The sequence below is a fragment of the Nocardiopsis dassonvillei genome (assembly GCF_964273065.1).
GTDB lineage: Bacteria > Actinomycetota > Actinomycetes > Streptosporangiales > Streptosporangiaceae > Nocardiopsis > Nocardiopsis dassonvillei_B.
The window spans coordinates 4,844,896-4,857,157 of sequence record NZ_OZ186815.1; the positions used below are offsets into that span (position 1 = coordinate 4,844,896).

The 12,262-nt window shown below is 74.8% G+C and carries 13 protein-coding genes; 8 read left to right on the forward strand and 5 right to left on the reverse strand.

Annotated elements, in window-relative coordinates:
- Positions 1-61 precede the first annotated feature (61 nt).
- From ACSUPR_RS21710 to ACSUPR_RS21725, 4 genes are all read left to right on the forward strand, one after another.
- Positions 62-772, forward strand: a complete 711-nt coding sequence (locus ACSUPR_RS21710; protein WP_436886547.1) for a CPBP family intramembrane glutamic endopeptidase — start codon at positions 62-64, stop codon at positions 770-772.
- Positions 769-1,107, forward strand: coding sequence for a PadR family transcriptional regulator (locus ACSUPR_RS21715; protein ID WP_436886548.1), 339 nt, complete (start codon positions 769-771; stop codon positions 1,105-1,107). The genes ACSUPR_RS21710 and ACSUPR_RS21715 overlap by 4 nt, the downstream gene beginning before the upstream one ends.
- Entirely contained in the window at positions 1,104-1,841 is a 738-nt protein-coding gene (locus tag ACSUPR_RS21720; protein WP_436886549.1) for a DUF2812 domain-containing protein, read from the forward strand. The genes ACSUPR_RS21715 and ACSUPR_RS21720 overlap by 4 nt, the downstream gene beginning before the upstream one ends.
- Positions 1,842-1,932: 91 nt before the next feature.
- Complete coding sequence (locus tag ACSUPR_RS21725; RefSeq protein ID WP_436886550.1) at positions 1,933-2,715, forward strand: class I SAM-dependent methyltransferase; 783 nt, start codon at positions 1,933-1,935, stop codon at positions 2,713-2,715.
- Here ACSUPR_RS21725 and ACSUPR_RS21730 read toward each other — a convergent pair.
- The 4 genes from ACSUPR_RS21730 to nagA form a co-directional block, all read right to left on the reverse strand.
- Positions 2,693-3,430 carry a helical backbone metal receptor gene (locus ACSUPR_RS21730; protein WP_436892092.1) on the reverse strand — a complete coding sequence of 246 codons (738 nt, stop codon included), beginning with the start codon at positions 3,428-3,430 and terminating at the stop codon, positions 2,693-2,695. The genes ACSUPR_RS21725 and ACSUPR_RS21730 overlap by 23 nt on opposite strands.
- Positions 3,427-4,038 (reverse strand): DUF6891 domain-containing protein, encoded by a 612-nt coding sequence (locus ACSUPR_RS21735; RefSeq protein WP_436886551.1) that lies wholly within the window; start codon positions 4,036-4,038, stop codon positions 3,427-3,429. Before ACSUPR_RS21735 ends, ACSUPR_RS21730 begins: the two co-directional genes overlap by 4 nt.
- A gap of 434 nt (positions 4,039-4,472) precedes the next feature.
- Entirely contained in the window at positions 4,473-4,772 is a 300-nt protein-coding gene (locus ACSUPR_RS21740) for a hypothetical protein (protein ID WP_436886552.1), read from the reverse strand.
- A gap of 100 nt (positions 4,773-4,872) precedes the next feature.
- Complete coding sequence (gene nagA, locus ACSUPR_RS21745) at positions 4,873-6,015, reverse strand: N-acetylglucosamine-6-phosphate deacetylase (RefSeq protein WP_436886553.1); 1,143 nt, start codon at positions 6,013-6,015, stop codon at positions 4,873-4,875.
- A 640-nt stretch (positions 6,016-6,655) separates the two neighbouring features.
- Here nagA and ACSUPR_RS21750 point away from each other — a divergent pair.
- Positions 6,656-7,171, forward strand: coding sequence for an NADPH-dependent FMN reductase (locus ACSUPR_RS21750; protein ID WP_436886554.1), 516 nt, complete (start codon positions 6,656-6,658; stop codon positions 7,169-7,171).
- Positions 7,172-7,223: 52 nt separating this feature from the next.
- On the opposite strand, the gene ACSUPR_RS21755 is transcribed toward ACSUPR_RS21750, so the two are convergent.
- Entirely contained in the window at positions 7,224-8,123 is a 900-nt protein-coding gene (locus ACSUPR_RS21755) for a hypothetical protein (RefSeq protein ID WP_436886555.1), read from the reverse strand.
- A 562-nt stretch (positions 8,124-8,685) separates the two neighbouring features.
- Here ACSUPR_RS21755 and ACSUPR_RS21760 point away from each other — a divergent pair.
- From ACSUPR_RS21760 to ACSUPR_RS21770, 3 genes are read left to right on the forward strand one after another with little or no spacing between them, the layout of a single operon-like run.
- Positions 8,686-10,272, forward strand: coding sequence for a GDSL-type esterase/lipase family protein (locus tag ACSUPR_RS21760; RefSeq protein WP_436892093.1), 1,587 nt, complete (start codon positions 8,686-8,688; stop codon positions 10,270-10,272).
- Between the two features lie 9 nt (positions 10,273-10,281).
- Complete coding sequence (locus ACSUPR_RS21765) at positions 10,282-12,096, forward strand: hypothetical protein (protein ID WP_436886556.1); 1,815 nt, start codon at positions 10,282-10,284, stop codon at positions 12,094-12,096.
- Entirely contained in the window at positions 12,096-12,236 is a 141-nt protein-coding gene (locus ACSUPR_RS21770; protein WP_436886557.1) for a hypothetical protein, read from the forward strand. Before ACSUPR_RS21765 ends, ACSUPR_RS21770 begins: the two co-directional genes overlap by 1 nt.
- The last annotated feature ends 26 nt before the right edge of the window (positions 12,237-12,262 follow it).

The following is a 12,262-nucleotide window of genomic DNA, read 5'->3' on the forward strand; positions in this document are numbered from 1 at the left end:
CTAGGTTGTGATCCTAACTAGATAGGTCTATGGTCTAGGTAGTCGAACCGAGGGAGTCGTCGTGGCGTTCTCTGTGTGGGGTCTGGGGCTGGTCGCGTTGACCGCCCTGTACCTGGTGGCCGTCGAGCCCTGGTGGGGCAGGCGCGCCTATGCGGAGCTGGAGAGGACCCGCGACAGCGACCCGCGGGCGCTCACGCGGATGCTCGGCCAGGGCATCGCCGTGTGGTGGGGCCTCACGGGGGTCGCTCTGCTGGCGGTGCTGGTCTCCCCCGGGGTGGGCCCCGCCGAACTGGGACTGGTCCCGATGGACGGGGGGTGGGACACCCTCGCCGGGGCCGTCGTGGGGATGACCATCGCGGTGGTCGCGGTCGCCCTGGCCGCCAGGAGGATCCCCGGCTTCCTCATGCCCGGGCAGAAGGCGGTCTCCGCGCTGCTGCCGCGCACCGCCCGCGAGCGGTGGTGGGGCGCGGGCGCCTCGGTCACCGCCGGGATCTGCGAGGAGCTGGTCTACCGCGGCCTGTTCATCGCCGTCGGGGTGGGCCTGGGGCTGGACCCGGTGGTCGCCGCCGGGATCAGCCTGGGGATCTTCGTCCTCGGCCACCTGTACCAGGGGCCGGTGGGACTGGTCTTCGTCACCCTGGTCGGTTTCGTGCTCACGAACGCGTACCTGGCCACCGGCAGCCTGTTCGTGCCGATCGTGCTGCACATCCTGCTGGACCTGCGCTCCCTGGCGTTCGCCCCCCGGGCGCGCGAGGAGGTGGCCGCGCGATGAGGGCCGACCGCCGGTCGAGCTGGCTCAAAGGGGTTCTGGACCTGCTGGTCCTGGGTGCGCTGACCGAGGGCGAGAGCTACGGGTACGCGATCGCCAAACGGCTCGACGAGGCCGGGCTGGGCACCATCAAGGGCGGCACGCTCTACCCCGTGCTCAACCGCCTGGAGGAGGCCGGACTGGTCGAGGCCGAGTTCCGTGCCGCGGAGAAGGGCCCGGGGCGGCGCTACTACCGGCTGACCGGGGCCGGGCGCGCCGTCCTCGCCGAACAGACCGCGGCGTGGCTGGAGTTCGACGCAGCCGTCCGCACCGTGCTCGTCCCCGAGGAGGACCGATGAACTACTTCGACGAACTGGCCGGGCGGCTGGCCGCGCTCGGCGTCGACCCCGAGCACTCGCGGGCGCTGCTGGAGGAGCTGTCCGCGCACACGGCGGACGGCGGCACCGACCCCGAGGACGAGTTCGGCCCGGTCGACGAGTTCGCCGACTCGCTCGTCCCGCGGGAGGAGGGCGGGGTCGACGACGAGGAACTGCTGTGGACCGCCGACGCCTTCGAGGCGCCCGCGCGGCTCAACGGGTTCGGTGCCCAGGGCTGGGAGGTCGAGCGGGTGGACCGGCTGGGCCGGTTCGTCGGCCGCCGGGACCGCGAGGATCCGCAGACCTGGGAGTACCGCCAGGAGTTCTGCGCGGGCGGTGCCGACCGGGAGCGGCTGGCCGCCCGGCTGGCCCCCGACGGCTGGGAGCCGTGCGGGCACTGGTCGGTGCTGGCCTACTTCAAGCGCCCCCGGGCGGTCACCGCCGGGCCGGAGGCGGAACTGGACGACCTGCCCGCACCGGGTTCCCGGCGGGCCTTCTTCGGGGTGAGGGGGGTGCTGGTGATCGCGGTGTCCCTGGTCGTCGCGGCCGTCTCGCTGGGCTCGCTCGTGTACCGGGCGGCCGACGGATCGCCGGCCACCGGGGGGCCGGAGGAGTCGGCGGGCTTCCTGGTGGGTGCTCTCGTCGGTGCGGCCCTGGTCGTGGGCGCCATGTGGGTCGGGGCCCGGGTGGTCCGACTGGTGCGCGACCGGAACTGAGGCGGCCCGGGAACGGTCACCCCCTGTCGTTCCCGGGGGCGGGTGGGTAGCCTCGGGTCCTTCCACCGTCCCCGTTCGATGGGAGCCCCCGATGGCCTCCGCCCCCCTGAACCGCAACCGGGCCTCCCTGCTGCACAAGGCCCGGTACGCCCTGCGCAACCCGGGGAGGGTGATGCCCTACCTGCGCCGTTCGGCCCGCGACCTGGGCCTGCGGCTGCGCCACCGCGACCACGTCTCCTACTACCGGGCGGTGATGGCCTCCGACGCCGCCCGCGACCCCCGGGCAGCGGTGGGCAGCCGCAACGAGGAGCGGTGGCTGGAGCTGGGCCGGATGCAGTTCGACTACCTGGTCGGCCACGGGCTCCGCCCGGAGCACCGGCTGCTGGAGATCGGCTGCGGCAACCTGCGCGCCGGGTGGCGGTTCATCGACCACCTGGACACCGGCGGGTACTACGGGATCGACATCTCCCCGGACATCCTCATCTCGGCAGGGGAGACGCTGGTCGCGAGGGGGTTGCAGTACAAGCTGCCGCACCTGGCCCTGGTCCGCGACCTGACCTTCGACTTCCTGCCGGCCGGGCACTTCGACGTGGTGCACGCGCACAGCGTGTTCTCCCACTCGCCCCTGGAGGTCATCGACGAGTGCCTGGCGCACGTGGGGCGGGTGCTCGCCCCCGGCGGGTTCTTCGACTTCACGTTCGACCGCACCGAGGGCGCCGAGCACCATGTGCTGCGCGAGGACTTCTACTACCGCACCGGGACGCTCGTGGCCCTGGCGGAGGGGCACGGGCTGCGCGCCCGGTTCATGCAGGACTGGGAGGAGCTCCCGCACGGGCAGTCGAAGATCCGCGTCACAGCCCCAGAGCGGAGCTGAGGCGGGCCCGGGCACCGATCATCGCGGGGCCGTACCAGGTCAGGTCGCGGCCCGGGATGCACACCGACGGTACGGCGAACGCCTCCGGGCCGTCGCCGGGACCGAACGGGTAGGGCTCGTCGGGCAGGACCACCAGGTCGGCGCCGACGTCCCCGGGGGCGGCCCGCGGGTAGCGGCCCGGCAGCCCGGCCGGGGTGTTGACGGCGCCCAGCCGGGTCAGCACGTCGTGGGCGTAGGTGTCGGCGCCGACGAACATCCACGGGTCGCGCCAGACCGGGACGGCGACCCGGGGCCCCGCGGCGGGCGCGGGGGCCGACCACACCCGCCCGGCCTCGGCCAGCCAGCCCGGATCGGCCAGGCCGCAGGCGTCCAGCAGGCGGGCCAGGGAGGCCAGCGCCCCGGGGACGGTGCGGATGTCGGTCACCCACACGGGGACCCCGGCCTCGCGCAGCTCCCGGACGTGGCGTTCCCGGTTCTCCTCCCTGTTGGCGACGACCAGGTCCGGGGCCAGCTCGACGATCCGCCGCACGTGCGGGTTCTTGGTGCCGCGCAGGCGCTCGGCACCGGGGACCTCCGGGCACCAGGAGGTGGTGCCCACCAGGACGCCGGGTTCGGTGGCGGCCAGCGCCTCGGTCAGGGAGGGGACGAGGGACACCGCCCGGCGCACCCGCTCCGGCAGGGGGACCGGGTGCCCCAGGTCGTCGACGGGTTTCAGGAGCGCCTCCCGGGGTGCTCGGCCGGCCTGCCGGTGCGGCGCCGGACCGGGGAGGGGCCCAGGGGCTTCTGCCCGGGGCCGCCGGCCCCGAGGGCGCCAGCCCCGAGGGCGCCGGACCCCGGGTGGGGCCGGAGGCGCTCGGCGTCCTGGGCGTGGTGGAACACGGAGCCGTGCACCGGGGGTGATCCCTCGCCCCCGGGCTCGGCGTTCGCGGCCGCGCTCTCCCCGGGCATGGCCGCGTGCGCGCAGTCGTCGCGGCACTCTGAGCCCTCCCGGGAGACGATCCCCGCCGAGCCGAGCTCCTCGAAGGCCGCGGTGGGCCGCTCCGCGTCGGTGGGGCCGCCGTCGGAGCCCCGGGCGCTCAGGTGGGCGGCGAACTCGGCGTCCAGGCCCGGGACCGGCCAGGCCCGGGTCTGCTCCTCGTCGGCCTCGGGCAGGAGGCCGGGATCGTCGACACGGTCCTCCAGGCCGCCGATGACGCAGTCCCCGACGCCGGCCCCGACGGTCTCGTCGAAGGTGTCGGTGCCCGGGGCGTCCCGGGCGCGCAGGCTCTCCAGGACCCCGCCGAGGACGTCCTCGGGGTCCAGGCCGGCGAAGGGGGTGCTCATATCCCGATTATGGCCCGGCCGTACGACGCCCGGCGTGGGAGGACCCGGTCGGCCGGTCCCGTTCAGGACCGCTCAGGCGCAGGTCCGCTCTCCGCGGCCGGACGCTCCCCGGTGGCCCGGGGAACCACCACGGCGGGGCCGCAGCAGGGGCGGGGGCCGGCTCGGCGCCACCCGGCCCGGGCCGGCGCCGTACACGCCCGCCGCGGGGGTCTTCCCCGGAGCGTTCCGCACCGGTCCCGCGCGGCCTCCGGGCGCGGCCGCACCCCGGTGGTGGAGGCCTCGTCGCCGACCGGGTCCGGGGGCGGCACCACGGGGTGGCGCGACCATTCCGGACAAGCCGTGCAAATCGGAATCTACGTCGTAAGGGGCGGCCGGGGACGGGCCCGGACGACGGTGGGGCGGTGCCGAACCGGCACCGCCCCACCGTCGTGTGCTCAGGCCTCGGTCGCGCCCACCAGCCAGGCGACCTTGTGCGCCGTGACCCCGAGGCAGCCGCTGCTGCCCAGGTAGACGCCGAACGAGGCGATGAAGGCGTAGTCGTGCTCCCGGCGCTCACAGATCACGTCCTCGACCGCGTAGGTGGACGCCGGGTTCCTCACCCGCAGACAGGGGCCGTGATCGTCCACCACGTCCGCGCGGACGTCGTAGCGGGACAGTTCGTCGGCGAGTTTGCCCAGGTGCCCGTGCTCCTCCGAGTCCGCGCGGGTCGCCTCTTCCTGTCTGGATCTTGCCATGGCGATGGATCCTTTCACTTGGTGGAGACCGGATCGGTGTTCCACCGCCATTGTCACCCAGCGTCAAATAACGACTACGAAACGTTGTGGCGACACGCCGTCACCCGACAGGCTCGCCCCGATAGAGCACCTCGGCGACCGAGAGGTCCTCGTCCAGCACCACCAGGTCGGCGGGCGCCCCCTCCTCGATCCGGCCCGCGCCCGCCAGCCCCAGTGCCGCCGCCGGGACCGAGGAGGCCGAGCGCACCGCCGCCGGGACGTCCACGCCCAGGCCCTCCACGGTGTTGCGCACCGCCTGGGGCAGCACGATCGTGCTGGAGGCGATCGCCCCCGTCTCCACCAGGCGCGCCTCGCCGGCGCTCACCCGCACCCGCAGGTCGCCCAGGGTGTACTCGCCGTCGCCCAGACCGGTCGCCGACATCGCGTCGGTCACCAGGGCCACCCGCCCCGCCCCCGCCGCCGCGAAGACCAGCCGGGCCGCCCCCGGGTGGACGTGCACGTTGTCCACGATCAGCTCCACGGTCACCCGTTCGTCGCCCAGCAGCGCCGCGATCGGGCCCGGGTCGCGGTGGCTCAGCGGACGCATCGCGTTGTAGAGGTGGGTGGCCACCGTCGCGCCCGCGTCCACCGCGGCCAGCGTCGTCTCGTAGGACGCCTCGGTGTGCCCCACCGCCGCGACCACGCCCGAGGAGGCGGCCGCCCGGACCAGGTCCAGCGCGCCGGGCAGCTCCGGTGCCACGGTGATCATGCGGACGTGCCCCCGCCCGGCCTTCAGCCAGGAGTCGAACTCGGCGGTGTCGGGGTCGCGCAGCAGGTCCGGGTCGTGCGCACCGCACCTGGACCTGGCGATGAACGGCCCCTCCAGGTAGATCCCCGCCAGCTCGCCCGCGTCGCACAGCTCGGCCAGCGCCGCCACCTGGCGGACCGTGTCCTGCGGGGTCGCCGCCACCAGGCCGCCCACCATCGAGGTCACCCCGCGGGCGCGGTTGAACCGGACGGTCGCCAGGGCGCCCTCGGGGTCGGCGTCGGGGAAGGCGTGCCCCGCGCCGCCGTGCACGTGGACGTCGACCAGGCCCGGGACCACCCAGGCCCCGCCCAGGTCGCGCACCCGTCCGGCGGGGGCGTCGGCGGAGTCGGGCTCCAGGGCCGCGATCCGCCCTCCTTCGATCCGGACGCGGCCCAGGTGGACGCCGTCGGGGGTGACCACTCGCGCGCCGGTGAGCGTGACGGGGTCGTGCACCATGTTCGTGACTCTCTCTCGCTTCGCACCCCGTGCGCAGGGCATGTGTGTCGCACATTACATTCGCGTGACCGGGCCTTCGGGAGTCGGGGCGTGCGCCCCCGCTCCGGCCCGCGCACCCCCTGCGGAGCTGGGGAATCCCGATCCTCGGGACGCCTGTCCGAAAGGTGGGCCGTCCGATCCGGGGCGGAACGGGTCCCGGGCGGGTCGCCGGTACGCATTGACGATAGCGGCCGCGCCGCCCCATGATGGAGGCATGTCCGCCGGTGAGCTGCTTGTCCAGCGCCTGCATGTCGATCTCAGACAGCAGGCGAGCGCGCTCTGTCGTAGCTAGCGCCCAGCGGGGCCCGCGCCCCGCTCCACGGGTGTACCCCGTGGCCCGACCTTCGCAGACACCGGACGCTCATCTTCTCCCAGTTCTGGGTCCCGGACCGTACAGCGGTCCGCGGGAGCACCCCTGCCAGACCCGACACACGACGCCCTGGACGACGAGGTCCGCGCACCGTGTCGGCACGAGGGACGACGGTCCTCTCCGGTGTCACCGAACCGCAATCCCCATCGTCGGGGAATCAGGTCCCGATCACCGCCCCGACGGTTCCCCGGTCGATCCCGGCTCGCTCTGACCGAACCCAGGAGTTCTCGCATGACCCGCTTCACCGTGCTCGTCGCCGCCCCCCGCTCCCACGCCTCCGTCCGCTCCACCGCACTGGCCGCCGCCGCTGAGGTCGCCTCCCGCGCCGGCGTCTCCGCGGCCCCCGAGGTCATCGACCTCGGCGCGCTGGGCGCGGAACTGCTCGCCGACTCCTCCGCCGCCGTCGACGCCGCGCTGGAGACGGTGCGCGAGAGCGATGTCCTGCTGGTCGCCTCCCCGCAGGCGCACGGCACCTACACCGGCCTGCTCAAGGTGTTCCTCGACCGCCTGCCCGAGCTGGGGCTCGGCCACACCGTCGCGGTGCCCCTGGCCGTGGTGGAGGACCTGCGCAACAGCCGCGGCATCGAGGAGGACCTGCGGATCCTCCTGGCCGACCTGGGCGCCTGGGTCGCCGAGCCCGGCCTGGTCCTGGCCGAGGACGAGACGGACCGCCCCGAGAGCGTCCTGCGCGCCTGGGCCGACGTGGCCGCCCCGGGGCTGCGCCGGGCCGTCTCCGTCGCGGTCTGACCTCCGCGGGCCGCCGGGCCCCGAGCGGGGCCCGGCGGTGCCGTGCCGCCCCTCAGGACAGGGCGGCGGCGCGCTTTCGGCTGGTGTCGGCCTCGGCCCGCGCCACGTTGCCGCGCACCAGCACGACCACGACCAGGGTCAGGGCGAACCCGCCCAGCCGCAGGCCCAGCAGGGCGGGGTCGTCGGGCAGGCTCTCCCCGAACAGCAGGGTGCCCGCCACGACCATGAACACGTTGCCGACCACGTTGGACACCGGTGCGGTGATCGAGGCGCGGGCCCGCTGCATGGAGGTCTGGAACAGCACGATCCCCACCGCCCAGCCCAGGGCGTAGAGGTAGGGGAACGGGGAGAGCAGTGCGGGGACGACAGCGTTCCACAGGCCGTGGTCGCTGAGCAGCCCGCCCAGGCCCTTGCCCTGGAGTCCGGCGCTGCCCTGGGCCAGGCCCGCGGCCGCCCCCATCGCGGCGGCCGACACGTACCGGCCCCGGCCGCCGACGAACGCCATCACGGCGACGCAGGCCACGACGGTGGCCACGCTGACGCCGACCAGCAGCGGGGTGTCCGCGGTGGTGCCGGTCTCGCCGCCGTCGGCGGTGGACAGGCCCAGCAGCCCCAGTGCCACCGGCATCAGGCCCAGGGCGACGTACTCGCCGCGGGTGATGCGCTCGCCGAGCACGAGGGTCATGACGAGCAGGCCGCAGGCCACCCCGGCCGCGAAGGCGGGCTGGACGACCGACACCGGGGCCAGGCCCAGGGACACGATGAGGCCGACGCTGCCCAGCGCGGCGAACACGCACCCGAGCACCCAGCGGGGGTTGCCCAGCAGGACGCGGGCCAGGTGCAGGGGGCGGTTGATGGAGATCGACTCCGAACCGTGCAGCGCCCGCTGCTCCACGGTCAGGCCCACGGTGTAGACCACGGCGGCCAGCAGGGCGACCACGAGTCCGATCACGACAGGCGCCTTTCGGATCGGGGGGCGGCCGGGGGGAGGGGTTCGGGACGGGGGCGTGTGGCCGTCGGGTACCGGGTGCCGCTAACGTCGTGCTCTGCGGCCCTCTCACCGCCCGGAGGGGCGTGCACGGGTTGACGGCTTCCATATAACCAGTTCTAGTCTGGTGTGGCCAGCTTAGTGTTGATCCCGCTATGGCCTGCGAGCGGTCCAGTGTGCGGCGGAAAACGATGTAGAACACGTTCCGATATCGCTGCGGGGATGGGATTGGGGAACGGTGCGGGAGCCGGATGAGCCCGACGTGGACGCCTCCGCGTCCTCTTCGGCGGAGGACGGGGCCGGGCCGAGTGCTGCCCGCCGGTGGTGGGCGGCCGGCCGGGGGGCGCTCGCCCGCCGCCGCGACGCCCTGCGCTCCGGCCTCACCGAACGCCTCTCGTACTGGCGCACCCTCACCTGGCAGGACTTCAGCTGGCGCACCCTCACCTGGCGCGGACTGGCGGCCTGGCGCCACCGCGGCTCCCGGACCTCCTCCTACGAACCCGGGCCCCTGGGCCTGCTCGGCGTCATGCTGGCGGCGATGGCCGTCACCCTGCTCTTCATCCAGACCGGATCCTCGGGGGCGAACGGCGGGGGCGACCCCGCCGCCGACGGTCCGGTCCCCGTGCCCGGACCGCCCTCGGGCGAGCTGAGGGTGATGGTCGTCGGCGACTCCCTCACCCAGGGCAGCAGCGGCGACCACACCTGGCGCTACCACCTGTGGCGGCACCTGACCGGCAACGAGGTCGCGGTCGACTTCGTGGGCCCCTACGACGACCTCTACGACCTGGACGAGGAGGGGTTCGGCGCCGACACCTACGCCGAGCCCGACTTCGACCGCGACCACGCCGCCCGCTGGGGGCACTCGGCGGGGGAGCTCTCCGACGAGGCGTCCCTGCTGGCCGCCGAGTACACACCGCACTACCTGCTGCTGCTCTCGGGCCTGGAGGACATCCTGTCCGGCGGCAGCGCCGACCGCGCCCTGGAGGGGGTCGGCGAGACCGTCTCGACGGTGCGCGTGGTGCAGGGGGAGACCCGCTTCGTCGTGGGCGAGCTGCCGCCGGTGGAGGGGACCGGCGACGACGCCCGGGCCAACGCCGAGATCACGCGCTTCAACATGGGCGTGGTCGCGCTGGCCGAACAGCTGACCTCCGCCGAGTCCCCGGTCGTCATCGCCCGGGTCGCCGACGGGTACTCGCCGGTCCGGGACAACTGGGACGAGGCCCACCCCAACGCGCGCGGGCAGCTGCGCATAGCCGCGGCGTTCGCCGACGCGCTCGCCGAGCCCCTGGGCGTGGGGCCGGCCCACCCGCGGCCGCTGCCCGAGATGGAGGTCGGCCCGCTCGGCGCGCCCGTACCGGAGCCCGAGGAGACCGACGACGGGCTGGTGCTCAGCTGGGAGTCCGTTCCGGGGGCGACCGACTACCGGGTGACCCAGCGCCGGGTGGACCCCGACCCGGACCGGGAGACCGTGCTGCCGCTGGAGGTGGACGAGGACGGCTCGGAGCGGTCGGCACTGGTGGAGGGGCTGTTCAGCGGGGCCCGGTACGAGTTCACGGTGATCCCGTTCAAGGGGCGCGACTCCGGTTCGGCCTCCGAGCCCATCCAGCTGGTGTGGCGCCGGGACCCGCCGCCGGGCCCCGGCTGGATCCGCCTGGAGGGCGGCGGTTCCACCCTGGCGTGGGAGCGGGTCGAGGACGCGACCCACTACGAGGTGTGGGTGCGTCCGCTGGAGTGCGCGTTCGCCGACGAGCGGCGCCCGCCCGCGGACACGACCGGCGGTGCGCGCACGCCCGACGACGGGCCGGGGGAGCCGCCGCCGGGCGGCGACCCCAGCCCCGTGCAGCCCGACCCGCCGCCGGATCCGACGCCGCGGCCCGATCCCGCGCCCGACCCGGAGCCGCCGGTGGTGCCGCCGCCCCCGGCGGAGCCGGACTGCGAGCGGCGCGACGGCCTGGGGCCCGACGACGGCGAGGGGTGGCGCACCCTGGGCTCGACGGGCGAGGACCCGCGCTGGCCGGTGACGGTGTCGGGGAACTACGAGATCGTGGTGCGGTCCTACCGTGATTACGTCGAGGGCGGGTTCTCGCACTCGATCCTGACGACCCGGCCCTAGGGGGTGCGGATGTCTCGCTGGCTGCCCTGGGCGGTGGGCCTGGTCTCGGCGGTCCTCGCGCTGGGGCCGGCGCTGGGACGCGGCTACGTGCTGCGCTACGACATGGTGTTCGTGCCCGGCCTGTCGCTGCCGACGGTGCTGCGCGGCGCGGACGGGTTCCCCCGGGCGATCCCCAGCGACGCCGTGGTCGCGGTGCTGTCGCGGGTGCTGCCGGGGGACGTGGTGCAGTCGCTGGCGCTGGCGGCGGTGTTCGTGGTGGGTGCGGCCGGTGCGGCCCGGCTGATGGCGCTCACCCTGGGGTCGTCCCGGGCGGGGGCGCTGGTGGCCGCGTCGGCCGCGGGCCTGGCGTACGTGTGGAACCCGTTCGTGGCCGAGCGCCTGCTGCTGGGGCAGTGGGCGATGCTGCTGGGCTACGCGGGGCTGCCGTGGGCGGTGGCGGCCGCGGCGCGCCGCACGCCTGCGGCCGGGTACGCGGCGGGGGTGCTGCGGTCCCTGGTCCCGGCGGCGGTCGGCGGGTTCTCCTCCGCGGTCCTCACCGCGCTGACGGCCGGTCCGGTCGCCCTGTGGGGGCGGGGCGGAGTGCGGCGGGCCGCGGTGTTCGCGGGGGCGCTGACCGTGGTCTCGCTGCCCTGGCTGGTGCCGGCGCTGGCGGCCGGGGCGGCCGGGGCCGCGACCGATCCGGCGGGTGTGGAGGCGTTCGCGCCCCGGGCCGACACCCCGCTGGGGACGGTGGGTTCGCTGTTCCTGCTGGGCGGGGTGTGGAACGCGAACGCGGTGCCGGAGCACCACGGCGATCCGGGGCTCGTCGCGCTGCGGCTGGCCCTGTGCCTGGCCGCCGTGGCGGGCTGGGTGTGGTGGCTGTACCGCGAGCGCCCCTCCTTCGGGGCGGGGCTGTCGGTGGCGGCGGGGCTCGGTTCGGCCGTCGCCCTGCTGGGGGTCACGGCGCCGGGCCGGGAGTTCACCGCGGCGCTCATCGGCCTGTGGCCGGGTTTCGGGCCGCTGCGCGACGGCCAGCTCTACGTCGCCCCGCTCGCCCTCCTCCAGGCCCTGGGGCTGGGCGCCGTCGTCCACTGGCTCACCCTGCCCGCCGCGCCGGACGGCTCCGGGGGGCCCGGCGGCCGCGCGGCGGCGGTGGCGGGGATCGGGGCGGGAGCCGGGGCGGCGGTACTGCCGGTGATGTCGTCCTTCGGCCTGTGGTGGGGCGCGCAGGGCGCGCTGGCGCCGGTGGAGTACCCGCGGCCGTGGCTGGAGGCGCAGGCGGCGGTGGCCGCGGACGACCGGCCCGGGGCGGTGCTGGTGCTGCCCTGGAGCGCCTACCGGGGGATCGACTGGTCGGGGGAGCCGGTGGTGGTGCTGGACCCGGCGACCCGGCTGTTCGACCGGCGCACGGTCTGGAACGACGACCTGGTGGTGGGCACCCCCGACGGCGGGACCGTGGTGGTGCGCGGGGAGGACGCCCGGGCACGGGAGGCGGCCCGGGTGCTGGGGCCCGATCCGCGTTCGGGGCTGCCGGAATCCCTGGACGCGGCCGAGCTGGCCGGGATGGGTGTTCGGTACGTGGCGGTGTCGGCTCCGGTCGATAACCAGTTCTGGTCTGATGTGGACGGGTTCTCGGTGGTGGTCGAGGGGGCGGATATGACCCTTCTCGAGGTGCTCGAACCCCTCGTCCATGCAGAGGAAGCGGACATTCCGGGGTTGGAAGTTACCTGCGGGTTAGTTACAGTTGGGGCAATCATCTGGTCTGTGGCTAGATCAGGTTCTAGTCTCGGGTTCCAGCGCACCGGCTCCGAACGGCGTCCGGGCGCGCGGAAGGAGATCCCCTAGTGATCAAGGTAATCGCCGCCTGCGTGATCGGTGCGGCTCTGGCTGGCGGGTCGGCCCTCATGGTCACCAACCTCGCCACCGAGTCCACCGCCACCGCGGAACCGGTGAACGAAACCCTCTACAACTACGGCGACCGCTAGGCCGCCCGCGTTCGATCGAGGTCCTT

Excerpts from the sequence above, each read along its gene's own strand:
- ACSUPR_RS21740 (WP_436886552.1), bottom strand. The coding sequence starts at position 4,772 with ATGGCAAGATCCAGACAGGAAGAGGCGACCCGCGCGGACTCGGAGGAG.
- ACSUPR_RS21765 (WP_436886556.1), top strand. The coding sequence starts at position 10,282 with ATGTCTCGCTGGCTGCCCTGGGCGGTGGGCCTGGTCTCGGCGGTCCTC.
- ACSUPR_RS21735 (WP_436886551.1), bottom strand. The coding sequence starts at position 4,038 with ATGAGCACCCCCTTCGCCGGCCTGGACCCCGAGGACGTCCTCGGCGGG.
- ACSUPR_RS21720 (WP_436886549.1), top strand. The coding sequence starts at position 1,104 with ATGAACTACTTCGACGAACTGGCCGGGCGGCTGGCCGCGCTCGGCGTC.
- ACSUPR_RS21725 (WP_436886550.1), top strand. The coding sequence starts at position 1,933 with ATGGCCTCCGCCCCCCTGAACCGCAACCGGGCCTCCCTGCTGCACAAG.
- ACSUPR_RS21760 (WP_436892093.1), top strand. The coding sequence starts at position 8,686 with ATGCTGGCGGCGATGGCCGTCACCCTGCTCTTCATCCAGACCGGATCC.
- ACSUPR_RS21750 (WP_436886554.1), top strand. The coding sequence starts at position 6,656 with ATGACCCGCTTCACCGTGCTCGTCGCCGCCCCCCGCTCCCACGCCTCC.
- ACSUPR_RS21715 (WP_436886548.1), top strand. The coding sequence starts at position 769 with ATGAGGGCCGACCGCCGGTCGAGCTGGCTCAAAGGGGTTCTGGACCTG.
- nagA (WP_436886553.1), bottom strand. The coding sequence starts at position 6,015 with ATGGTGCACGACCCCGTCACGCTCACCGGCGCGCGAGTGGTCACCCCC.